We start from the raw sequence: 24,558 nt of genomic DNA on the forward strand, positions 1-24,558 counted from the left end.
TATATTCGTTTTAAATTAGAATGGTTTATGCGCGAAGCGTCTTTCGTGAAGCAAAATAAGGAAAAATGGATTGGTTTTGAAAATGCATTAAACAATAATGCCAAAATAAATCCTGATGATTTAGCTTCTTACTATATTCAACTTACCAATGATTTATCATATGCCCAAACTTACTATCCAGAAAGTAAGACTTTGTTGTATTTAAATTCGTTAGCCTCACAAGCACATCAAAAGATTTATATCACCAAAAAAGAGTCGAAAAACAAAATCATTTCATTTTGGCGCGATGAATTCCCCTTGTTTTTTTACCAATACCATAAAACATTACTGTATTCTTTTTTAATATTTATGGCTGCTGTACTTATAGGAGTCGTCTCAACATTGAATGATGATGATTTTGCAAGGCTAATATTGACTGACCAATATGTAAATATGACTATCGAAAATATAGAAAATGGAGAGCCTATGGCGGTTTATAAAAGTGGAAGTAATATTGGTACGTTCCTAGGCATCACAATAAACAATATTAGGGTAGCTATTATTGCTTTCGCCCTAGGCGTCTTTTTTAGTATTGGCACCATTTGGGTACTTTTTAGAAATGGTGTTATGTTAGGTTCATTTATAACCTTCTTTTACAAATATGGCCTAATAGAAAACACATCAACCATATGGTTGCATGGCACTATAGAAATTTCAGTCATCGTTATTGCTGGTTGTGCAGGTCTGGTTATGGGCAATAGCATTTTATTTCCAAAAACTTATTCTAGACGAATCTCCTTTATGAAGGGTGCTAAAGACGGCCTTAAAATTGTGGTGAGTACTATTCCATTTTTTATTATCGCTGGTTTTATTGAAGGTTTTATAACCCGTTATGGTGAACAAATGCCTTGGTTATTAGCTTATGGTATTATTTTTATTTCGCTTTTCATAATTGTCTATTATTATATTGTTTATCCTATATTATTACACAAAGCTTCAACTATTAAGCTTAAAGAAGTAGCTCCTGAAGCATTACCCAAACCCAAACTAACGTGAACGAAAAATATATTGAACTAAGAACCCGAAGTACGTTTGGTGATATTATCAACACTTACTTTTTATTTCTAAAATATAATTTTAAGTCTTATACCAATTTGTACTTAAGATACAATGCCGTGAGTATAATTTTGACCCTAATCTGTTCTTATTTACTAGTGACAGGTTTTATGGGCTTGGCAAGTAAAGATTTTAGATTTGGTATGGGTAACAATGTCGCGTCAGACAGCTATTTCATTGCAGGTATCGTCATACTCTTGTTAATTGTATTTGTAACATCCTTAATTAATTATAGCTTTTCAAGCGCTTACATAGCTGAATATGTGAATAATAAAGGGAAAATTGTTTCCAAAAACATCTGGAATAGTATCTTAAATAAAATTGGGACCATTATCATTTTTATACTCATTGGTGGTCTTTTATATGTTGTATATATAGTTATCTCTATGATAGTAGCTTTCATTCCATTTTTAGGAATGATTATTCAATATGGATTGAGCTTTTCAATGACTGCTATTTTTGGTTTAACGTTTATGTCCATTTTTTCAGACAAAAAAGGATTTGGAGAAGCCATTTCTGAAGGATTCGATTTCACCTTTTCAAATTTTTGGCGTGTTATTCTTTTTGGTTTGGTTATTGGAATACTAAATCTGATGATAACGGTTTTAATTATATCTGTACCAGGATTTATCATTGGTATTTATGCTTATTTTTCCGCCAGTAGCAATATCAATATTGCAACAAGTACCTTTGCGACTTTAGTCTTTACATTTGGTTTTGCTGCATTTTTATTGGCTTTTATTTATACACAAGCCTTATCACAACTATCTTATGGTATTTTATATTACAATCTTTATGAATTAAGGCATAACGTTTTTCTTCAAAAGAAAATAGATCAAATCGGTGTTAATGACTAAACTGAACTTTAAACATATAAGTACTCTTGTATTGATATTGGTTTATTCCTTTACAATTAGCGCCCAAGACACTATTGTAAAGCAAGATTCTTCCGAACTTGAGGTGACCTATTTTAAAGAAAACTTTAAAGATAATTATTCTGGTGACGATTTTAATTATTCCATAAACGATACTGGCGGTATCAATCTCATGCAGCGTATTCTAAGATCTTTTTTTACTTGGTTAAGCGAAGTTTTTGGTTTTGATATTGACTTTATGGATTACCAAACTATGGAGTATATCGTTTATGGGCTATTGGGCATTATTGTGCTTTACTTATTGATAAAGTTCTTATTGCAAAACCCTGTGAGTACTGTATTTAAAACCGAAGACAAAGCTATTGAAGGCTTCAGTTATGTGGAAGAGAATATTGAACAAGTAGATTTTGACAAACTCATTAAGCAAGCCCTAAAAGACAATAATTACCGTTTGGCTACGCGTTACATGTACCTCAAATCCTTAAAGGTTTTGGCAAATAAAAAGACCATAGAATGGCATTACGACAAAACTAATACAGACTACCTACATGAAATAAAAGATTCAAAATTGAAAGCTCTGTTTAAGCGTATATCTTATATCTACGATTACGTTTGGTACGGGGAATTTCCGATTGACGAACACAATTTCAATAGAAATAAAAACGATTTTGACCAACTTATAAAATCAACTCTGCGTGGATAAGCGTTCTAAAATAGCACTTTACATCATTGGCGCTGTTATTGTTTTTATGATGATTGCAGAAGTTACCAAACCCAAAGCAATCAATTGGCGAGACTCTTACTCGGCGGCGGACAAAATTCCTTTAGGTTGCTACATTTTGTTTAATGAACTCGAAACTTTTACCAATGAAGATATATTAACATCTGAACGATCTATTTATGAATATCTAAAACGTGTAGATACGTCAACAACAAAGACGCTCATCTTTATTAACAACTATCTTAGTTTTGATGGGGAAGAATCAAAAACTTTAATGGACTTCGTCGAAAAAGGTAATACCATCTTTATGAGCGGGAATTACTTTTATGGTAACGCACTCGATTCACTTAATATTGCTGTTGAACGTCGTTATGGGAATCTATACAAAAAAACTTCTGAGCATAAATTTACAAGTCCTAGCCTTCAAAAGAATAACCGTCAGTTTAAAGATGTGATTGAAAACAGTCACTTCAGTTCTATTGATACCCTAAAAACTACTGTTCTAGGGACAATCACAACGAAAAACGACGATGACATTGATGAAACACAAGCAAATTTCATAAAGGTTGATGTGGGTGAACATGGTGGGCAATTCATATTGCACACTAATCCTTTTGCTTTTACCAATTATCATCTCATAAATGACAAAGAAGACTATACTGCTACTGTTTTATCTTATCTTCCCAAACAACAAATTATTTGGGATAATAATTATAAAAGTGGCCGAAAAGTTATTACGAGTCCACTGCGGTTTATTCTACAAAATACGGCCTTAAAGTGGGCTTTTTATATCAGTATGTTTGGTCTTATTTTGTTTGTGGTTTTTAGAGGAAAACGAACACAGCGTATTATTCCTGTTATCAAAAAACTTGAAAATGCTACCGTAGATTTTACTAAAACCATTGGTGAACTCTATTATCAGCATGGTGATTTTACTAATATTATTCAAAAGAAGATTGAATACTTTTTAGAATTCGTACGGAGAAATTATTATCTAGACACCAATCAGCTAGATCAAAGTTTCATAGAAAAATTGAGCATAAAGTCCACTAACACCAAAGAAGATACAAAAGCATTGGTGGACTACTTGGTTTTTTTAAAGTCCAAAAAATACCATTCCGAACAAGAGCTTATAGAACTTAACAAAAAAATAGAATATTTTACAAAACATAGATTATAATGGAAGATCAAAATACACCATCATCTGAAAACTTAGATGAGAATATCCCAAATGATTCAAACAACACACAACAAACCCCAGAAGAATCTTCTGAGGATTTTAAAAATCGTATAGATTTAAAACCTTTACAAGATAGTGTGGATCAGATTAAGCAAGAAATTGCCAAATTTATCGTGGGGCAAAATGAAATGATTGAACTTTTAATTATTTCTATTCTCACTAATGGTCATTCGCTTATTGAGGGTGTGCCTGGTGTTGCAAAAACAGTTACAGCAAAGCTATTAGCTAAAACTATGGACATTGATTTTAGTCGTATTCAATTTACGCCAGATTTAATGCCAAGTGATATTTTGGGAACATCTATTTTTAATGTTAAAACCAATGAGTTTGAATATAAAAAAGGGCCTATCTTCTCTAACATAGTGCTTATTGACGAAATCAACAGAGCACCAGCTAAAACTCAAGCAGCTTTGTTCGAAGTTATGGCCGAACGTCAAATTACCATGGACGGCAAACGTTACGATATGTCGCTTCCCTTTTTGGTTTTTGCAACACAAAATCCAATTGAACAAGAAGGTACGTACCGATTGCCAGAAGCGCAGCTAGACCGCTTTTTGTTTAAAATAGAGGTTGACTATCCTTCGCCAGAAGATGAAGTACAAATTCTAATGGAAAATCATAAGCGACTAGATGTAATGGATTTTGATACGATCTCTACTGTATTATCTTCTAAGGCCATTAAAAAATATCAAGCGCTCATAAAGCAGATTATCGTTGAAGATAATCTCTTAAACTATATTGCCTCTATTGTAACCAATACACGGAACAACGCCAACTTATACCTAGGTGCATCACCTAGGGCATCCATTGCTATTTTAAATGCCTCTAAGGCCAATGCTGCAATAAAAGGAAGGGATTTTGTGACTCCAGATGACATAAAACGATGCTCTAAAGCCGTATTAAAGCATCGTTTGGTGTTAACACCCGAGCGTGAAATGGAAGCTTTTACGGTCGATAAAGTTGTAGATCAAATTCTAGAAACTATTGAGATTCCGAGATAGTGAAGCGCCTTTTTAAACATACCTATCTAACCTTTCGGTTTTTCATATTAGCCATAGTATTTGTGGCACTATTCATCTTGTCTTACATCTATCTAGGTTTACTGAGTATCGTTACCGCTCTGTTTTTTGTTGCTGTAGGACTGGTAGTCGTCGATCTTATTTTACTTTTCAAGCAAAAAGGAATTTCCGCTTCTCGAATTCTGCCAGAAAAACTAAGTAACGGCGATAATAATCCCATTGAACTTACGCTCACAAATAACTATAACTTCAAAACTGAACTATTACTCATTGATGAGCTACCGTTTCAATATCAAAAACGCGATTTTGAGATTAAAACACAACTCAATAAACACCAAGAAAAAAGAATTACCTACACCCTAAGACCTCTAGAACGAGGTGAATACTATTTTGGCCATCTTAATGTTTATGTTAACTCACCTGTTGGATTGGTGACCAGACGCTTTCAGTTTGCTAAAAATGCCATGGTACCTAATTATCCTTCGTTTTTGCAATTACGCAAGTACATGCTTATTGCTTTCTCTAATAAGTTGTTTGAATATGGATTAAAGAAGATACGTCGCATTGGCCATACCATGGAGTTTGAGCAGATTAAAGATTACGTGCCAGGTGATGACATAAGAAACATCAACTGGAAGGCTACAGCAAAACGCAATCAATTAATGGTTAACCAGTATCAAGATGAACGTTCACAACCTATTTACAGTGTTATTGATAAAGGCAGAGCTATGAAAATGCCTTTTGAAGGACTAAGCCTATTAGACTATGCGATTAATGCGGCTTTAGTTATCAGTAATGTAGCATTAAAAAAACAAGATAAGGCAGGAATGTTTACATTTTCGAGAAAAGTTGAAAATCGAGTAGCTGCAGAACGCAGACCTACGCAAATGAATAAAATTCTAGAAACGTTGTATAACATCAATACTGATTTCTCAGAATCTGATTTTTCGAGATTATATATTGATGTTAAAAGGACGATAACGCAACGTAGTCTACTGCTGCTCTATACTAATTTTGAAACCCTTGATGCGCTACATAGACAACTACCCTATCTTCAAGCCATAGCAAAAAATCATCTATTGGTTGTTATATTCTTTGAAAATACGGAGTTAGAAAAGTTGACCAATGTTGAAGCACACAATACCTTTGAAATCTTTCAGAAAACCATCGCAGAGAAATTTATGTACGAGAAAAAAATGATTGTAAACGAACTTCAAAAACATGGTATACAGACTATTTTGACAATACCACAGAACTTAACTATCAATACGATTAATAAGTATCTGGAAATTAAGGCAAGAGGTTTGTTGTAGTCATTAGTGAAGAATAACTTATATAAAAGATCTACGAACCGTCAAGCCAAAATTCTATGATATCTCCAAAATTTAATCGGTTATTTTATTGAGACTTTTATAGTCATAATAATATCTATAAGTGTTGCTTTTAGCCCATTAAATCCATTGATACCTTTTACGGATTTGGTTGTTGTTGTTTTACTATTATCAATATCCATTGTATCATTAATACCCTCAAAAAAAAGTGCTTTTTCAGATTCTTCGAGACCTAGTTTGTCTAATTCTGCATTAGCACTTTCAATATCAAATAAAGCGATAGTTTCAATTTTTAGAAGCATCAAATCACGTCTTTGTGTTTCATCATCTATAAATTTTATAAATTGATCTAAACCATCAGCCATTTCCTCTGCATTAAAATATAATGATTTTTTTATGATGTTAACATCAGATCTATAATTTAGTCTTAATTCAATAAACGCTCTTTCGTCTAGAGCTGGTTTTAGATTTTCAATTTTCCGATCGACTAATCTATAGTCTGGATCTTCTTTATACAGTTCATTTTCCATTTGAATAAGCGTCTTAAAACTCTTGTAAGATTGAGAATGGATAACTTCTTTACAAGAATCTAGAATAGCCTGTGCTTGTACTGCATCCTTTGATGCCAAAAGTACGCTTTGATAAAGCTTGGTCTGTAGGGTGAACAATGATTTTCCTTTAAAGAAATCCAACATTTGGGTCACCAAATGCACTTTAGTGTCATAATCACTCAAATTATTAACAGTTTTTAAATAAGATGAGAATACATTAAATCCGTCGGTCTCATTTAAAACAGATTCAAAAACTGAATCATCCAAATTTAGAGCCGTTTCTAAAAATCTTGTAGCCATATCCTGATCGCCCTTAAGACTATAGAGGAGTGCCTTTGGGATAGACATGTATCTAAAATTTTGAAAAGAACTTGAGCCACAATAACGGATTAAATCCTCTGCTATTTTGTAATTGTCATTTATAATTGCCGTTTCAATCAAGACAAAGTGGGTATCTATGTCCAAGTTAAAAGATTCCAATTGATCTTTATAGGCAAGCATCAATTCATATATACGATTACGATTTTGTTTTGAAGCTAAGTACTTTATGTAAAGCTCGAAAAGATAAGCTTTTAAAATTGCTGAGGATTGAAGTTTATAATCATTCTTTAATGCAGTCAAGGCGTACTCTTCACCCTTGTAATAATTTTCCGTTTCCATATAATAAAGTGCATAGTACAAATCTTTATTTTTTTTATCTTTTATAATGGGGATAACGCTGTAAAGTAAGTCAAAGTTTTGCTCAGCAAAGTAACAAGTAGTACAAAATTCTACTAAAAGTCTTTGATAGTTTTGTAAATATGTTTGGTCTAAGCGTTCACAATAATTTGAAACAAAATTAAAATCTTTTATACCCTTTGCATATACTCTAAAAAGTTGATATAATAAGTCGGGATGATAGGGAGCTTCATCAAGAGCCGCATTTAGATCTTTAATGAATTGCCCAAAATCAATAGCTTCATCTGGAGTAGTTTTAATCTTATTCACTACCTCTTGTGCCAAGGCTTCCTGCTCCGGCGTAAAATCTGTGCTTTGCGAAAAAGACAATAGTGGTGATAGTATTAAAATCAAGATTACTTTATTAAAGCCATAAACAATACAGTTTACAGATACCTTAGAGAAAGTTTGAATCTCATTTATATGGTCGTTGAATCTTTTTTTGCTCACAACTGTTAGCCTTTAAGCCAATTTTATTATAAATTTAGAGAAATTGATTGTCAATAAATATAACAAATGTCATATCATGGCTAATGGCTAAAATCACAACTCGTCCCGCTAAAAATACATTTCGGTAAACTCAATTATTCTATGTTAGAAGTTTGTTGGATATTTGAATCATCAATCCGACTTTACTAGAAGTTTCGACGGATAAATCAAAAAACAATAACCATTAAAACACTATTAAAATGAAAAATTTAGTTTTAACTTTCGCTTTAGCTTTAAGCACTTTATTAGGTTTCTCTCAAGATGAAGGCATTACCATTACAGTAACTATAGACAACGTTACCAGTGACGAAGGCAAAGTATTAATGTCGCTTCACACGTCTGAAACCTTTATGAAAGGTAACGGAATTAAGGATGCTGAAACAAAAATTAAAGACGGAAAGGTAACTGTAAAATTTGAGAATGTATTGCCTGGGGAATATGCCATTCTAGCCCTGCACGATGCCAACGATAATAAGCGTATGGACTTCCAAGATAATGGGATGCCATTGGAGTCTTTTGGAACATCAAACAACGTCATGGCTATGGGACCACCACAATACGATGATGCCAAATTTAAAGTAGAAAACAAAGATTTGGATTTAAATATTCGATTCTAATATAACACAACATCAATCAAAAAATAAAGCCTTCAATGACAACTGGTTCTTGGAGGCTTTTTTTAGGCTACCAATACAATCTAAACATAAAGTTTGGAGTAATCCCGATAGAAAAACGCTCTATCAGTTCAACTGGATCATCCAAACTATTATTTCCTCTGTACTCACGAGATATCAAATTATTTCTATTGTAAAGATTCCGGACGGAAATGCCAACCTTACCTCGCAATTTATTCTGTTTAGACATCTTGAAACTATAAGTAGAAGACAAATCCAAACGATGGTAAACGGGCAATTGACCTGTATTAACTCCATCGTTAAACTCGATACCATCGTTTCCTTCTTCAGCTATGGTAAAAGGCCTTCCTGTTTGCCATTTCCAACCTAATGCTACCTGAAAACCATTCAACTTATAACTTAATGCCGTGGAAACCGCATGTGTAATATTAGATTTAGACTTAAACGAATTGCCATTATTAAGGTTATTAAATTGGCTTCTAGCTCGGTTGTAGGAATAACTAATCCAAGAGTTAAAGCCATCAAACTGTTTTTTTAGAAATACATCAGCACCAAAAATATTTTGATCACCAATATTAAAACCAATGCTCTCTGGATTTAAAAAACCAAGAGATAATGCAGAAACATTTTCTAACCGCTTGTAGTAGACATCCGCATCAAAGCTAATACCACCAACAGCATATATAAATCCTAAGGAGGCGTGTTTACTGTTTATAATAGGAGAGTTATTCCCATTTGCCAAACGCCAGACTCTATTTTCTAGAGATAAATCACTAAACACGGTTTCATCGATTTCATTAATAATCTGATTTTTTATCTCACCGCTAGCCTGAAGCTTCAATCGTTCGTTGACTTCCTTAAAAATTAATAATCGTGGTTCAAAACGAACGGCATCTAATTCTTGAAAATAAGTACTTCTCAAGCCAAGAGAAAGGTCAAACAATTTTGGGTTTTTGTAATCGATATTAGCATAGGCACTGTGTGTTTGTACAATTTGCTGCTCAGCGTCGAGGATAAAACTCAGATCTGTAGTATTAATAAAAGCATAAGCCACATCCTTGAGTGTATATTGATACCCTAAATCATAGTTAAATTGCTCTGAAGCTTTATAATTTAATTCGGTAGAAATACCCGAATCGAATATGGTGTTTCTTTTTTCAAAGTCTGAAACTTGTGTGTCATTTTCGGAAGTGATGAAGTTGTAATTAAACGCATAATCCGAGAAAAAGGCTTTTGTGGATTGCCTTAATTTATCATTCCAAATGACGTTCCAACCCACACCATAACCCGTATTTCTGATGGTTAGTATATCATTAAAATCCCTATTCGTTTCAGATTCATTTGAGTTGTAATCTAGCCGATTATCAATATTTATAATGCTAAGGTAAATACTGTTGGAGGCATTAGGTGTATAATTTAGCTTCACGTTATAATCAAAAAACGAGAAATCGTTGTCGCCATTTTCATTTTGACTAATTTTTGTGCTTTCAAAAACTTTATCCGCCAACTGATCAAAGGTAAAGGTTTCAAGAACATTGGTGTAGCTATGTCGTAATGAGGCTTGAAGACTCAACTTATCATCCACAATCGGTAATTCTAAAACAGCATCAGCATTAACTCCATTAACACCTAGTTCCGCTCGTATGTCATTAGATATTGTCGTTTTGGAATTGATATCTATAACACTCGATAAGCGTTCGCCATAGCGCGCATGTGTGCCTTTATTTATAAAGCTTATTTCTGAAGCTACATTAGGGTTTAAGGGAGATATCATTCCGAAGAGATGGCCTTTATGATAAATATTAATGCCATCCCACAACACCCTATTCTGATCGGCATAACCACCTCTAACAAAAAAACCAGTAGCAGTCTCATTAGGACTTAATACTCCAGGCAAAAGTTGGATACTTTCCAATACATCGGGTTCAATTAGTCCTGGTAAAATCCCTAATCGTGAAGGATAAAGTTTATAACTACCATCACTATTTTTTTCAATACCTTTTGCGATATAACTTTTAACCACAACTTTGTCTAATGTTTCTGTGGCTATATTAGTTCGTCCAAATACACTTACAATGATGTATCGTTTTTCAACAAGTTGATAATAAAGGTTTGTTAAGGCTTGAAGCTCGCTTAAAACTTCGGATAATGTTCGCTTTTCACGAGAAAGCGAAACCCTCTTACCCTTTATATAATCGTCCTTAAATGAAAAAAGAACATCATAAATGTCCTCAATTTCGGCAATGGCATCCTGTAAACTAATATCATTAAATTCAATATAAAAAGCCTCTTCTTCTTGAGAAAAGGCTAGTGTAGGAAGTAACATTAAGGCCAAGATATATATTAACCTCATTCTTTATACCTCAGTTTAATGTTACGTTTTTCTTTTTCATTATAGGTAATGTTGAGTGTCTGAAAGACCGTTTTCAAGGCTATATTTAAACTATCGTTTGGAAAACTACCCGTAAAAATTTCGGAATCATTGATAGCGCTGGCATCAAAACTTACCTGATATTGGTTTTCTAGGGCTTTAATAACATAGCGCAACGGTACGCTTTTAAATGTGCTTTCCCCATGAATCCAAGTTGGTATTTTATCAGAGCCTTGGGCTACTTCAATAGATTTTCCGCCAACATATCTAACGGCATCATTAGCCAAAAGAATGCGATCGGATTCTAAGGTTTTAACACCTACTTTTCCTTCATAGCATATGACGTCAAAAAAATCCTCTGTAGCATTAACATTAAATTGTGTGCCCAAAACAGATACTGAACCAAAATCGGTTTCAACAATAAATGTTTTGCCTTTTGCTACTTTGAAATAAGCTTCCCCCTCTAAAAACAGCTTACGGTCGTTTTCCCAATTATTCTCATCATAACTGATTACTGATTTGGCATTTAAGATGACTTCTGAACCGTCTAAGAGTACAATTGTTCTACTTTCGCCATAACCAGTTTCTACAATAACTTCATTATTATTCAAAAATGTGAATACGCCAAAAAGTACTATGATCGAAGCGGCAATGCCAATAGCCCAATTAAGGTATAGCGGTCTTACCTTATTGGTTTTATTGATAATTCGCTTTTGAATTTCTGCAAAAGACCCATCAACGGAAGCGTTGAGTTGTTCGTTAACACGCAAGCCGCTTCTTAGCTTTAAATAAGCCGCATAATCCTCCTTGCTTACAAGATTTTCTAACGCTTTATCTGTAAGTTCACCATCTAACCATTTGGCTAAAAACGTCTCTGAATTATTATGTGAATTTCCTTTTTTCATTCGTTTCTACAAATTAAGACAACTGACTATTAAAAAACCCTACTAAAAAAATCAAGTTATATATTACCTATTTCTTTTCGCATCGTTAAAAGCGCTTGATGCATTCGTTTTTCTACGGCCTTAACACTAATACTAAGCTGTTCTGCAATCTGTTTATATTTTTTCTTTTCTATTCTGTTCATTAAAAAAACCTCACGTTGTTTCTCTGGCAAATTAGCAATTGTCGTTTCTAATTTCTCCATAAACTCTTTCTCTAACATAATAAACTCTGGCGATTCATTAGTATCTCCTTTCTTATTGAGTTTATTATAATCTTTGACTACTTTTTCATGCTTTATAACGTTCAAAAACATATTGTTGGCAATACTAAATATATAGCTCTTAACTTTATCGTAATCCACTTTTTCACAATTATCCCAGAGCTTTATAAAAACATCCTGCATTAAATCTTCTGCCCTGTCTATATCTTGTGTTTTAAAAAAAAGAAACCGTCTTATGTCCTTCGCATAGGTTTTGTAGATATATTCAAAAGTTTTTGAGTGGCAAATATTACGATTATCGCGAGACATTGAGTGTTTTGAGGTTAATGTTTCAAAACTATGAAAAAAATATTTTGAGAAAAAAGTAGGGTTTTTTTTTTCTGTGTTGTCTTATTAGCGATTAACCTCAATAAATTAATTTTAACTATTCAAATTTTTAACCAAAATGAAAAAGATTAAATTAGGATTTTTAAGTTTTACATTCGCTTTATTGGCACTGACATCCTGTACCAATAATGAGCCTGTTGTACAAGACCAACAAGTTACTGAGGAAAGTCAATCAATTGTTACCTCTCTAAATCAATTAAGTCAGCAAGTTGATCCAAATGGAAATTTTACGTCACAAAGTAACCCAGCTGGTAATGTTGTGTTCGATTTTTGTTTCGATTTTGTATATCCATTGACCTTATCCTACAACAACGGAACTACAGTTACTGTAGAAAGTTTAAATGATTTGGTGAATGTAATCCTCAATTCTAACCAAGAACTATTTGTAAACGGTATAGCCTTTCCATTTGATGTAGAAGTCTATAACGAAGATACAGATGCCATTGTTATAGTTACTATAGACGACGAAGACGATTTTATTGACCTATTAGACGATTGCGACTTTGATGATTTTGAAGAATGTGCGTGTTATGAAGTGTATGACCCAGTTTGTGTGGAAATTACAGACCCTAATGGAGAAGTCTTTGTTATTACTTATCCAAACGATTGCTATGCAGCCTGCGATGGGTTTGATGAAGATGATTTTATAGAAGACTGTGAAAATGACTATTATCCTGGAGACCTATTTTGTTTTGAATTTAATTTCCCACTAGATATTGTTATTGATGGAGATACAATTGTTACTGTCGATTCTTTAGAGGATTTGGGTAATGCAATTTATGATGTTTATGATTTCAACTTTGTGTATCCTTTTGATGTCACAACCGAAGATGGCATAGAAACTATAGAAGATGAAGATGATTTTGAAGACCTCTTAGAAGACTGTTATGATGATTACGATGACGACGACCCTTATGAAGAATGTGACGAATGTGATGATGAAGAATTCGACCCTGTTTGTATTGAAATATCAACAGCTACCGGTACTGAAATAGTTGTTTTTCCAAATATCTGCTACGCTATCTGCGAAGGATTTACTCAAAATGACGTTGTTGAAGACTGTGACAATAATGGCGCTCAAGATTGTGACGAAAATGATATTGTGAGTAATCTAGTGGAATGTGAGTGGTATGCTTATAGTAGCCTATTATCTCAAGGTTCAGAACTTGATATGACCTTTAATTCGAATGGAACACTTACTGTTGAATTAGAAGATGATACAACAATATCAGGAACGTGGGAAATAGTTAGTAATCCTTCTGGTGAATTATTTATGTCCTTTGCCTTGGCAGAGCCACTAGATGCGATTTCTAATCTTGATTGGACGGTTGTTCAGTGCGGTGAGGAATTTATACTATTAGAATCTAATAACGAGTTTATAGCTCTAGAAAAAGACTGCGACTAAAAATTTAATCATGTATGGTTAGGGTTATTTGACTACATATTTAAGTAAGTAAGTTGATTAGTCAGCCTTCAAGATAATTCTTGAAGGCTTTTTTTATTTATTCAGTTATAGGCAATACTAATGGTTTTTGTAATTTTATAGCCTAAATCAATTAAAATGACTATCACCCAACTTAAATATGCACTCGCTATTGCAGAACATAAAAACTTCACCAAAGCGGCAGAAAAGTGCTTTGTAACGCAACCAACCCTAAGTACACAAATTCAAAAATTAGAAGACGAGCTTGATGTTGTCATTTTTGATAGAGGTAAAAAGCCTATCGAATTAACCGATGTTGGACGAAAAATTGTGTTTCAGGCACGAAACATCGTTAACGAAGCCGAACGTATCCAAGATATTGTAGACCAACAGAAAGGCTTTATTGGTGGCGAGTTTAGGCTAGGCATTATTCCAACTATAATGCCAACACTACTGCCAATGTTTCTAAAAAACTTTATTAAAAAGTATCCAAAGGTGAAGTTAAAAATAGAAGAGCTTACCACTGAAGAAATCTTAACACGCATTAATGATGGCCATTTGGATGCCGCTATTGCAGCTACACCTCTAGAAAATGATAATATAAAAGAGCGGGTGTTATATTACGAACCTTTTGTAGCTTATGTGCCTAATAGCCATAGATTAAGGGACAAAAAAAACATAGAAATATCTGATTTGGAAATTGAAGACATGCTTCTTCTGGAGGATGGTCATTGTTTTAGAGAGGGAGTTATTAATTTATGTAAAACGTTTAAAGACCAAATAGACGACAACTTTCAGCTAGAAAGCGGAAGTATTGAGACCCTTATAAAACTCTCCAATGAAGGGTTGGGCATGACACTGCTTCCTTATTTACATACTTTAGACATAAAGGAAAAATTAAATCCGAATTTAAGACACTTTACTGAGCCATCACCAGCAAGAGAAGTCAGTATTATTTATCACAAAAGTGAACTAAAGATGCAGATTATAGATGCGATGCATAATGTGATTTCAGGAGTTATACGAGGGGCGATTGCGTTTAGCGATGTTGAGATTATTAGTCCTTTACCTAAATAAAAAAAGCGACTCATAAGTCGCTTTTCTCTATGCTTGTAAGTAAATTAAACTTTTATTTAATTCTGGGTTTTGATTGATTAGGGACAGAATAAAAATTCTCAATTCTTCCAGTTCGTGAGGCAGTAATCGTTTTACCGCTTTTTCCACTTCTTTACAGAATAATGTCGCATCAAAACTCACCTTTTTAAGTACAGTCTTCGTGTACTCAAACATTGCTCTCGCCATAGGTAATTCTAAGTTTTAGGTTCAACAAAAAAGGTAATTTTCTCTATAGGCTACTGTTTCAATTCTTTTTCTAAGATAGAAAAAAAACGTTTTCGACTGAAATCTTCGTATAAAGTTTAACAGCATATTATGTTAAAAGTTGAAATGAATCGACTAACATAATAAAATTTAAAAGAGAATTCTTACAGTATAAAGTGCTGATTTTCTTAACCTTAATTAAAATCGATTGTCACCATCCAACAAGTCTCCTAGACCTCCTAAGATGCTTCCTTCTCCTCTATCCTTGCCTCCTGTTCTTGGAGCAGAGGCGATAATCCTGTTGGCCAATCGGCTAAATGGTAAGGATTGTATATAAACTTTTCCTGGTCCTCTTAGTTTAGCGAAAAACAGACCTTCTCCACCAAAAATAGAATTCTTAATACCGCCTACAAATTCAATATCATAATCCACATCTTGGGTAAAACCGACTATACATCCCGTATCCACTCTAAGGGTCTCTCCTGGTTGTAAAGTTTTCTCTGCCATAGTACCACCAGCATGTACAAAGGCCATACCATCACCTTCTAATTTTTGCATGATAAAGCCTTCACCACCAAATAAACCTCGTCCTAATTTTTTAGAAAATTCTATCCCAACACTGACTCCTTTGGCTGCACATAAGAATGCATCCTTCTGGCAAATAAATTTTCCTCTAAATTCGTTTAAATCTATGGGTATTATTTTTCCTGGATATGGAGATGCAAAGGACACATTGCGTTTTCCTGTTAAATCATTGTAAAAAGCCGTCATAAATAAACTTTCTCCTGTTAAGATACGCTTTCCAGCTCCTAAAATCTTACCCAAAAACCCTTTATCCTTTTGTGAACCATCCCCAAAGATGGTATCCATTTTTATACCATCGTCCATCATCATAAAGCTTCCCGATTCTGCAATGACGGCTTCCTGTGGATCTAGTTCGATTTCCACATATTGCATTTCCTCACCATAAATTCGATAATCGATTTCATGGGCATTTCTATCGGTAAAGTCTGGTAATTTTTCCATAATATTTTTTCGTTTTAAGTTGATTTGTTAATAAGTTGAATTCTATAGGTTTTTGTTACAAAAAAGTTGGGATTGCCGCGTCGTTCGTTCCTCATTCCTCGCAATGACAAAAAAGTTGTGACCTCAAACTCCTAACTTCACACTTCTAACTCTTAACTTTAATTGTCCATTCAAAATTAAAAGAGGACACTTCTGCTCCATCTTTATTTACTCCATTGGCGCTTAGCCAAACCGTTTGTCCTTCACCTGTTTCAATGGCTTTAGATATAGCATCATCTATCTTATGGCCTTCCTCACACTTAAACGTAATTCTTCCGGTAGCCTTTTTTGTAAAGGTAGCATTATTATTGGCCACCAGCATGGACACTTTTCTACCGCTCTCTCTTATCTTTTTCATCACCAAAGCGCCTGTAGTCAACTCTGCTGCCATACCTTGCACTGCCCAAAACATGGATTTAAATGGATTTTGATTTATCCAACGGTGCTTTACTGTGACCACACATGTGGTATCATCAATATGTTTGGTCCGCACTCCTGTAAAATAGGCTGAAGGAAGCTTAAACATAAGATAGGTATTGAGTTTTGATGGTGATATGGTCATAAAATTCAGTTTGATTTTCCACTAAAATAATCCAAATATTCTAACTCAACTAATGTTAAAAAAATGTTAATTTTTAGTACTATGCGTAACATAATACCTGTTAAAAGACATATATTTGTATAAGAAACTATTATATACTTTTAAAAATGATAGACAATCATCATAAAAATCTAGCAACGTTTATACATCTTTCGACCTTCTCGAGGTTTATAATTCCCTTTGGAAATTTCATTGGACCTATTGTACTGTGGGCTGCTAATAAGGAGAAATCCGAATTTGTGGACCATCACGGTAAACAAGCCATTAACTTTCAAATTAGCATTTTACTATATGCCATAATCATAGGAACGATTAGCGTCCCGTTTTTCATCTTTAAATTGTTTAGAGGATTGGATGTAATCGACTTCCATGGGTTTCACAATTTTCATATCAATGTTGGTGAGCCTTCACCTCTATTATATATAGGAGGTGGTTTGGGAGCCTTAGCGATTTTAGCCTTTATCATAGAGTTGGCGCTTATCGTAAAAGCGAGTTTGTCTGCAAGAGACGGAGAAGTTTATAAATACCCTTTAACCATTAATTTTTTAAAATAATATTCATCAATCAAGGCACCTATGCTTACAGCTTGGGTCCATAAAGTCAATCAAAGAATGAACAGTTTAATCGAATTTAAGACACTATTACTATGACAAGAGCGCTAAAAAAATCATTGATTAATCTTATTAATGTCAATGCGCTAACTGCATGTGACCTTAAATTAAAATAAAAGAAACACATGAAAATAGAAAACACAAAAGCACAAATGCGCAAGGGTGTTCTGGAGTATTGCATCTTATCCATCTTAAGAGATGAAGATGCTTATGTTGCAGAGATTCTAGACACATTAAAAGACGCTAAAATGCTTGTTGTAGAAGGAACCATATATCCACTATTAACAAGATTAAAAAATGCAGGATTACTCAGTTATCGCTGGGAAGAATCCACATCTGGACCGCCAAGAAAATATTACGGTCTTACCGAAACAGGGAAATTGTTTCTGAAAGAATTAAACACGACTTGGAGTGAATTACAAAATGCCGTTAATCTAGTAACAAGTACAAAAACAACAAAAAAATGAATAGAACAGTCAATATAAATTTAGCAGGTATATTCTTCCATATAGACGAAGATGCATATCTTAAATTATCACGCTATCTTGAGGCTATAAAACGTTCATTTACAGACTCTCAGGGCCGTTCGGAAATTATAGCTGATATTGAAGCACGTATCGCTGAGCTATTTTCAGAACGCATACAAAACGAAAAACAAGTAGTGGGCATAAAACTTGTCGATGAAGTTATTGCCATTATGGGACAACCAGAGGATTACCTAGTCGATGATGAAATCTTTGAAGATGAGCCGAGACCTAAAACATCTTACAGTTCTAGACCTACAAAAAAGCTATTCAGGGATACGGACAACTCGTACATAGGTGGTGTTTCTGCTGGTTTAAGCCATTATTTTGGTATAGACGCTCTATGGATGCGATTGATCTGGTTATTGTTAGCCATCGGATCTGGAGGCACATTTATTTTCATATACCTTATCTTCTGGGCATTAGTCCCAGAAGCAAGGACCACGGCCGAAAAGCTTACCATGACTGGTGATCCTGTGAACATCAGTAACATTGAAAAAAAAATTAAAGACGGCATTGATTCAGTCTCAGAAACTGTAAGAAATGTCGATTTTAAAAAACAAGGTGAGAAAATAAAGGAAGGGTTTGATAATGTTTCAGATAATATATCCGAAAAGGTAAAAAGTGTAGATTTTCAAAAACAAGGCAACCGTATAAAATCAAGCTCTCAAACCTTTTTCGATACGATAGGTAACATTTTAATGTTCTTTCTAAAAGTAGCGGCTAAGTTTATTGGTGTTATACTAATTATTGTCGGAATTAGCACATTGATATCCTTAATCGTAGCACTATTTACAGTTGGTATTACTGATTTTATAGATTTTCCTGGATTAGATATCCTATATGTGACTAATGCCGCTAATATTCCGTTTTGGTTAATTTCGATGCTTGTATTTTTTGCCGTAGGAATTCCATTCTTCTTTGTGTTCTATCTAGGTTTGAAAATCCTTGTGAACAACCTGAAGTCAATAGGAAACGTCGCTAAATTCACTTTACTAGGACTTTGGTTAATGGCTATTATAGGCATAGTGGTAATTGGCGTAAGACAAGCTACAGAACATGCATTTGAAGCTAAGGTGTCTGACAAGAGTGAATTAAATGTAGTAGCTAGTGATACGCTGACCTTAACTAGTGTTGGATTAGACAATTATAATAGTTATCGTTATAATAGCAACGGTTATCTCAGAATCATAGAAGACGACAATGGACGAAGTCTGGTTTCGACAAACGTTAGATTTGTAGTAAGATCAACAACAGACTCTATTGCTTCAATATCTATAGATAAAGAAGCAGCTGGGAGAAATTACGATAGAGCAAAACAACGTGCTGAAAACATTAATTACAGTTATCAATTAACCGATAACACGTTGCGACTAGATAAGTTTCTTCAAACGGATATTGAAAATAAGTTTAGTGAACAAGAAGTTAGGGTAACCCTTTATGTGCCTGAAGGCACAATTATATACTTAGACAAGAAGTTCACTAGATCTTGGAGATACAGCTACTTAAGGTATGGTAATAATTTACTTAACAACATGAAATATGGCAACTATTACCAAGTAACAAAAGATGCTGTTGAATGTCTCGATTGTGAAGAGGAAAAAAAAGTGGAGACAGATGAAACCTCAACGACAGAATCGTCGTCTAATGACGAAAAGCCAGAAGTACGTCTTAAGATAAATGAGGATGGCGTAGATCTCGAAGTGAATGATGATGACAATTGAAGGTAACAATTCAACAGTTCGGTAATAATTACTATAAATCAATCAAAAACCAACAGATATTTGTAGGGTAATCAATCAAAAAAATGAACCAATCAATCAAATCACTTTTGCTAGGCAGTATCGGATTACTTATGTTATCCGGTACTGTTTCGGCGCAGGTGGACAAAAGCTCTAAATTATTTAAAGCATTAAAGTCAAAAGATAGTATCCTATTTAAAATAGGCTTTAATAAGTGTGAAATTGAACGGAGTGCTGAATTAATGTTCGATGATTTAGAATTCTATCACGATAAAGGTGGTATTACAAACTCGAAACAAGAATTTGTTGATATTATGAACAATGGTATTTGCAAATCGGGAAACAAAGAAAAGATTTACAGATTTCTTGTTGAAGAAAGCTTGGAGGTGTTTCCAATGTACAACAATGGTAAACTCTATGGAGCATTACAAAATGGGAAGCATTTCTTTTCCCCTGATAAGCATATGACCTTTGATAAGAGTGATAATTACGCTTTGTTTTCGCATTTATGGCTGTTAGATGATGGTGAATGGAAGCTAAAACGCGTGATAAGTTATAATCATGCTTCAAAAGAGATTGAAAAAGACTTAAAGGCAGTTACAATATCGAACACGCTTTTAGAGTCCTATTCAGGGAATTACAAAGCCCCAAACACTGGTGATGTTAAAATTACGATAGATGGAAAGAGCCTTAGTATAAATGCTGGACAAATGTCAGCAACCATCGTAGCAATTTCCGAAAACATCTTTAAACATCCCAAAGCACCCTTGACCTTTGAATTCGTGAAAAATGAAAAAGGAGACATCGAAAAAATTATAGTTAGAGAAAATGATAAAATAGTGGAAGAAGCCACAAAAATCAAATAATAAAATCAATCTTAAAACCTAAAAAAATGAGCACACTAGTTAGAATTGTAGTCACCAGCATTTTAAGTATCTTAATGCTATCCTGTAACATTTCCTTTGGACCAGGTATTGATGGTGACAGAAATGTAGTCGTACAAGACAGACCTATTTCAAGCGACTTTGAATCTATTAAAGTTAGCCAAGGTTTAGACCTTTACATTACCCAAAGTAATGAGGTAGCATTAACCGTTGAAGCAGATGAAAACTTGCACGAGTTAATTATGACCGAAGTAGAAAATGGTGTATTAAATATTTACACCAAAGAAAATATTAGAAGAGCGGCTTCTAGAAAAATTAAACTAAATATTTCGGATATAGCTGCAATAAAAGCTACAAGTGGTAGCGATGTCTTTTCTACCAATACGATTGAAGTCGATGAATTAGAACTTAATTGTACAAGTGGAGCCGATATAAAGTTAGATGTTAAAACAGAAACGTTAAATTGCCATTCTACAAGTGGAAGTGATATAAAACTCAGTGGTACAACAACGATGTTAATAGCAGAAGCTACGAGTGGTAGTGATATTGAAGCATCAAACCTAAAAGCTGTGACCTCTAAGGTTAAAGCCTCCAGTGGTGCAGATATTTCAGTTAATACTTCAAAAGAATTGACCGCAAGGGCAACCAGCGGTGCAGATATTAGATATTCGGGAAACCCAGAAAAAGTAGATAAGTCTGATAGCTCTTCTGGAAGTGTTAGAGGCAACTAGGTAAGGCTTAAGAAAAGAGACAATGCTCAAAAAGGTATTTCAATTCCTTTTGCTTTTCATTCTTACTGTCTTTATACTTTTTTATTTCAATGTAATCTGGAGATCTCCATCTTACTATAAAACTAAAAAGCAAGTAGAGTTAACCACTTCTATAATGGATATGGCAACCTACATGAAAGTAGTTAATGAACATAGAAGGCCATACATCTACACGTTAGATGCAAAGTCTGGTGGAAAAGTAATCATCGTTGGCGTAGAGCACACAAACAATCCCAATCACAGCCAATTTGATTCTATAAGGTTGTATTGGAAACAACATAAACCAACCATTGCACTAGTTGAAGGTCGGTTAGGCTTTTTCTTTAAATGGATTCATGACCCAATCGAAAAATATGGAGAAAGCGGGTTAACTTCTATGTTAGCAAAAACAGACAATGTAGATTTATATACTTGGGAACCATCACGAGAAGATGAAATTAAAATGCTGATTAATAAGTACTCACCTAAGAAACTGGCAATGTTTTATTCGTTAAGGCCCTTTTTCCAATTGCCTGATAACGAAAAAAATGAAGATAATCTCCAAGCTTTAATAGACGAACGAACTAAGTATGAAGCATTAGAAGGATCAATTACAACATGGCAAGAAATCGATAGCATATGGAAAATTGATTTTCCTAATTTAAACTGGAAAACATTTAAATCTGGCTATGGCTATCCTGGCTACCTACACGATATATGGAATGACTCTAATTTAGCAAGAGATAAACATATGATAGACATCATTGCCGAACAAGTTAATATTGGTCAAAAAATTTTTGTTACTATGGGGTCAAGCCACGCCCCAAGAATAGAAAACGCATTAAAAAGCGTTATTGAATAATCATATTAACCACAATAATTGAGCTTTAAGTAATTAAAAACCAGTCAATTAATAACCGCCTTAAATTCTTTATAGAGTTTGGGGCGGTTTTTGTATATCTTTGTTTGAAGCCTTTAAAGTGACATTAGCATTGATTTGTGTCCTACTTTATAGTACAATAAAGATATACAAATGAAAAACGTATTGCTTATTCTGGTCGTAATGGTGGTGACTTCATCAACCATTATAGCGCAAGAAAAAATAAAAGGTGATAGAAATGTAACTATTCGACAGACCTATATTGACGATTTTAATACCATTGTCGTTGATGGAGACTTTTCTATTGAAATTGTCTATAACAGCAAACCTTCTGTTAATATAGAGACTGATGACAACTTACATGATGTTATACAATTTGATGTTGTTGATGGTGTACTCACTTTTGTAGAAACGGTGCGTATCACATCAAAGAAACGACTTAATATTACCGTAAACTATGGAGACGCTTTACAACATATAGAAACTCGCGGTGATGGAGAAATTAGATCATTAACATCTATGGAACTTGGTGACGCTACGTTAACCACTTCTGGTAACTCTAGAGCTTATTTAAACATAAAATCTAAAAACTTTGTTTACAAGAGCTCTGGAAAATCAAAAACACGATTAAACCTCACGGCAGATTCTACCAAGATTGAATTAAGCGATAACAGTAAATTAGATGCACTTATTAATAGTAAAGTTGCTAACTTCGATCTATACCAAAGATCTGATGCTGTCATTGAAGGTTCCGCGACAAATGCTTTAATTAGACTAGACAACTCAACATATTTTAATGGTCCTAAATTCGATGTTCAAACTATTGATGCTACTTTAGAAGGTAATAGTGACCTTACTATAGAAGCAATAGAACAAATTACAATTGCAGCTTCAGGAAACAGTGAAATATATCTTTTTGGCGATCCTGCTATTACAATTACAAGGTTTGAAGATACCGCAAAGCTTCAAAAGAAAAAGCGATAAAAAAGAAACAATAAAAAAGCCGAAGCGATACACTTCGGCTTTTGTCTTTGTATAAATGGTATTAATTATAGGTTGAAGTAGACACTTCAAAATCAGCTTCTTTTGCTGCTAGGTAGCGCTCAGCATCTAAAGCAGCCATACAACCTGTTCCAGCTGCTGTAACAGCTTGTCTATAGACATGGTCTGCTGCATCTCCACTTACAAATACACCTTCCACATTAGTTTTACTGGTTCCTGGTTCGGCATTAATAATATAGCCAGTCTCATCCAAATCTAAATAATCTTTAAAAATATCAGTATTAGGTTTATGACCAATGGCTACAAAAAATCCCGTCGCTGGAATTTCAAAAATATCTCCTGTGATATTATTCTTGGCTTTAACTCCTGTAACAACCTGTCCATCTCCTAAAACCTCTTCCGTTTCAGTATTAAACAAAATTTCGATATTCTCGGTATTCTTAACACGACTTTGCATAATTTTTGAAGCACGCATCTCATCGCGTCTCACCAACATAGTCACTTTTTCACAAAGCTTAGATAGATAATGTGCCTCTTCACAAGCAGAATCCCCTGCGCCAACAATCACTACCTCCTGATTTCTGTAAAAGAATCCGTCACAAACCGCACAGGCAGAAACTCCACCCCCTAGTTGTAAATATTTTTGTTCGGACGGTAAGCCCAAATACTTAGCTGAGGCACCAGTAGAGATAATTACAGTAGATGCATGTATTTCTATTTCATCATTAACCCATACCTTATGAATATCACCAGAAAAATCAACTTTAGTCACCCAACCATGGCGCACATCAGTACCAAAACGCTCAGCTTGCTTTTGCAATTGAATCATCATTTCTGGTCCTGTAATCCCATCGGGATAACCCGGAAAATTCTCAACATCATTAGTCGTGGTTAACTGACCTCCTGGCTGCTCACCTTGGTATAAAACAGGAGCCATATTTGCTCTAGCAGCATAAATAGCTGCAGTATAACCAGCAGGTCCCGAACCTATTATCAAACATTTTATTTTTTCAATCGTATCAGACATATGCTTCTTATTTATTCCTCAACAAAAGTAGGTTTTTTGTATAAATCCTTACATAGAAGTTATTAACACTGACTATGGCGTTATAAAATATCTAAATTGCTTTAATATCTCAATATAATTTATTAATTTTTAAG

The 24,558-nt window shown here is 34.1% G+C and carries 24 protein-coding genes; 16 read left to right on the top strand and 8 right to left on the bottom strand.

Annotation, left to right across the window (positions count from 1 at the left end):
- The first annotated feature begins 27 nt into the window (after positions 1-27).
- From Q0992_RS09695 to Q0992_RS09720, 6 genes are read left to right on the top strand one after another with little or no spacing between them, the layout of a single operon-like run.
- Positions 28-1,035 (top strand): stage II sporulation protein M, encoded by a 1,008-nt coding sequence (locus tag Q0992_RS09695; RefSeq protein WP_299523118.1) that lies wholly within the window; start codon positions 28-30, stop codon positions 1,033-1,035.
- Positions 1,032-1,952 carry a hypothetical protein gene (locus tag Q0992_RS09700; protein WP_299523120.1) on the top strand — a complete coding sequence of 307 codons (921 nt, stop codon included), beginning with the start codon at positions 1,032-1,034 and terminating at the stop codon, positions 1,950-1,952. Before Q0992_RS09695 ends, Q0992_RS09700 begins: the two co-directional genes overlap by 4 nt.
- Entirely contained in the window at positions 1,945-2,673 is a 729-nt protein-coding gene (locus Q0992_RS09705) for a hypothetical protein (RefSeq protein ID WP_299523121.1), read from the top strand. The genes Q0992_RS09700 and Q0992_RS09705 overlap by 8 nt, the downstream gene beginning before the upstream one ends.
- Positions 2,666-3,871: a DUF4350 domain-containing protein gene (locus Q0992_RS09710; RefSeq protein ID WP_299523124.1), complete on the top strand. Its 1,206-nt coding sequence runs from the start codon at positions 2,666-2,668 to the stop codon at positions 3,869-3,871. Before Q0992_RS09705 ends, Q0992_RS09710 begins: the two co-directional genes overlap by 8 nt.
- Entirely contained in the window at positions 3,871-4,932 is a 1,062-nt protein-coding gene (locus Q0992_RS09715; protein ID WP_299523127.1) for a MoxR family ATPase, read from the top strand. The genes Q0992_RS09710 and Q0992_RS09715 overlap by 1 nt, the downstream gene beginning before the upstream one ends.
- Positions 4,933-4,985: 53 nt before the next feature.
- The gene (locus tag Q0992_RS09720; RefSeq protein WP_299523215.1) at positions 4,986-6,263 is read left to right on the top strand and encodes a DUF58 domain-containing protein; all 1,278 of its coding nucleotides are present in this window, start codon (positions 4,986-4,988) and stop codon (positions 6,261-6,263) included.
- An 80-nt stretch (positions 6,264-6,343) separates the two neighbouring features.
- On the opposite strand, the gene Q0992_RS09725 is transcribed toward Q0992_RS09720, so the two are convergent.
- Complete coding sequence (locus Q0992_RS09725; RefSeq protein ID WP_299523130.1) at positions 6,344-7,999, bottom strand: hypothetical protein; 1,656 nt, start codon at positions 7,997-7,999, stop codon at positions 6,344-6,346.
- 239 nt (positions 8,000-8,238) lie between these two features.
- On the opposite strand from Q0992_RS09725, the gene Q0992_RS09730 reads away from it, so the two are divergent.
- On the top strand, positions 8,239-8,655 hold the full coding sequence (locus Q0992_RS09730; RefSeq protein WP_299523133.1) for a DUF2141 domain-containing protein: 417 nt from the start codon (positions 8,239-8,241) through the stop codon (positions 8,653-8,655).
- Between the two features lie 67 nt (positions 8,656-8,722).
- Here the strand turns inward: Q0992_RS09730 and Q0992_RS09735 are convergent, their stop codons facing one another.
- From Q0992_RS09735 to Q0992_RS09745, 3 genes are read right to left on the bottom strand one after another with little or no spacing between them, the layout of a single operon-like run.
- On the bottom strand, positions 8,723-11,026 hold the full coding sequence (locus tag Q0992_RS09735; RefSeq protein ID WP_299523136.1) for a TonB-dependent receptor: 2,304 nt from the start codon (positions 11,024-11,026) through the stop codon (positions 8,723-8,725).
- On the bottom strand, positions 11,023-11,949 hold the full coding sequence (locus Q0992_RS09740) for a FecR family protein (RefSeq protein WP_299523138.1): 927 nt from the start codon (positions 11,947-11,949) through the stop codon (positions 11,023-11,025). The genes Q0992_RS09735 and Q0992_RS09740 overlap by 4 nt, the downstream gene beginning before the upstream one ends.
- 56 nt (positions 11,950-12,005) lie before the next feature.
- Entirely contained in the window at positions 12,006-12,518 is a 513-nt protein-coding gene (locus Q0992_RS09745; RefSeq protein ID WP_299523141.1) for an RNA polymerase sigma factor, read from the bottom strand.
- A gap of 136 nt (positions 12,519-12,654) precedes the next feature.
- On the opposite strand from Q0992_RS09745, the gene Q0992_RS09750 reads away from it, so the two are divergent.
- Together Q0992_RS09750 and Q0992_RS09755 are read left to right on the top strand one after the other, a co-directional pair.
- Positions 12,655-14,001 (top strand): hypothetical protein, encoded by a 1,347-nt coding sequence (locus Q0992_RS09750; protein WP_299523144.1) that lies wholly within the window; start codon positions 12,655-12,657, stop codon positions 13,999-14,001.
- Between the two features lie 156 nt (positions 14,002-14,157).
- Positions 14,158-15,096 (top strand): LysR substrate-binding domain-containing protein, encoded by a 939-nt coding sequence (locus Q0992_RS09755; protein ID WP_299523147.1) that lies wholly within the window; start codon positions 14,158-14,160, stop codon positions 15,094-15,096.
- A gap of 27 nt (positions 15,097-15,123) precedes the next feature.
- On the opposite strand, the gene Q0992_RS09760 is transcribed toward Q0992_RS09755, so the two are convergent.
- The 3 genes from Q0992_RS09760 to Q0992_RS09770 form a co-directional block, all read right to left on the bottom strand.
- A complete protein-coding gene (locus Q0992_RS09760; RefSeq protein WP_299523150.1) occupies positions 15,124-15,321 on the bottom strand; it encodes a hypothetical protein in 198 nt (65 codons plus the stop codon).
- A gap of 216 nt (positions 15,322-15,537) precedes the next feature.
- A complete protein-coding gene (locus Q0992_RS09765) occupies positions 15,538-16,365 on the bottom strand; it encodes a TIGR00266 family protein (RefSeq protein ID WP_299523153.1) in 828 nt (275 codons plus the stop codon).
- Between the two features lie 145 nt (positions 16,366-16,510).
- Positions 16,511-16,966 carry a DUF4442 domain-containing protein gene (locus Q0992_RS09770; RefSeq protein WP_299523156.1) on the bottom strand — a complete coding sequence of 152 codons (456 nt, stop codon included), beginning with the start codon at positions 16,964-16,966 and terminating at the stop codon, positions 16,511-16,513.
- A 146-nt stretch (positions 16,967-17,112) separates the two neighbouring features.
- Between Q0992_RS09770 and Q0992_RS09775 the strand changes: the two genes are divergently transcribed.
- The 7 genes from Q0992_RS09775 to Q0992_RS09805 all read left to right on the top strand — a co-directional run bounded on the left by Q0992_RS09775 (position 17,113) and on the right by Q0992_RS09805 (position 23,379).
- Positions 17,113-17,559, top strand: coding sequence for a DUF4870 domain-containing protein (locus tag Q0992_RS09775; RefSeq protein ID WP_299523159.1), 447 nt, complete (start codon positions 17,113-17,115; stop codon positions 17,557-17,559).
- A gap of 182 nt (positions 17,560-17,741) precedes the next feature.
- Positions 17,742-18,083, top strand: a complete 342-nt coding sequence (locus tag Q0992_RS09780) for a PadR family transcriptional regulator (protein ID WP_299523162.1) — start codon at positions 17,742-17,744, stop codon at positions 18,081-18,083.
- Positions 18,080-19,864, top strand: a complete 1,785-nt coding sequence (locus Q0992_RS09785) for a PspC domain-containing protein (RefSeq protein WP_299523165.1) — start codon at positions 18,080-18,082, stop codon at positions 19,862-19,864. Before Q0992_RS09780 ends, Q0992_RS09785 begins: the two co-directional genes overlap by 4 nt.
- Before the next feature lie 83 nt (positions 19,865-19,947).
- Positions 19,948-20,748: a DUF3471 domain-containing protein gene (locus Q0992_RS09790; protein WP_299523168.1), complete on the top strand. Its 801-nt coding sequence runs from the start codon at positions 19,948-19,950 to the stop codon at positions 20,746-20,748.
- Between the two features lie 26 nt (positions 20,749-20,774).
- Positions 20,775-21,497, top strand: coding sequence for a head GIN domain-containing protein (locus Q0992_RS09795; RefSeq protein WP_299523170.1), 723 nt, complete (start codon positions 20,775-20,777; stop codon positions 21,495-21,497).
- A 22-nt stretch (positions 21,498-21,519) separates the two neighbouring features.
- Positions 21,520-22,377, top strand: coding sequence for a hypothetical protein (locus tag Q0992_RS09800; protein ID WP_299523173.1), 858 nt, complete (start codon positions 21,520-21,522; stop codon positions 22,375-22,377).
- Positions 22,378-22,548: 171 nt separating this feature from the next.
- Entirely contained in the window at positions 22,549-23,379 is an 831-nt protein-coding gene (locus Q0992_RS09805; protein WP_299523176.1) for a DUF2807 domain-containing protein, read from the top strand.
- A gap of 61 nt (positions 23,380-23,440) precedes the next feature.
- Here Q0992_RS09805 and trxB read toward each other — a convergent pair whose 3' ends face one another.
- Positions 23,441-24,424, bottom strand: a complete 984-nt coding sequence (trxB, locus tag Q0992_RS09810) for a thioredoxin-disulfide reductase (RefSeq protein WP_299523179.1) — start codon at positions 24,422-24,424, stop codon at positions 23,441-23,443.
- Between the last annotated feature and the right edge of the window lie 134 nt (positions 24,425-24,558).

This window comes from Winogradskyella sp., from assembly GCF_028289625.1.
Lineage (GTDB): Bacteria > Bacteroidota > Bacteroidia > Flavobacteriales > Flavobacteriaceae > Winogradskyella.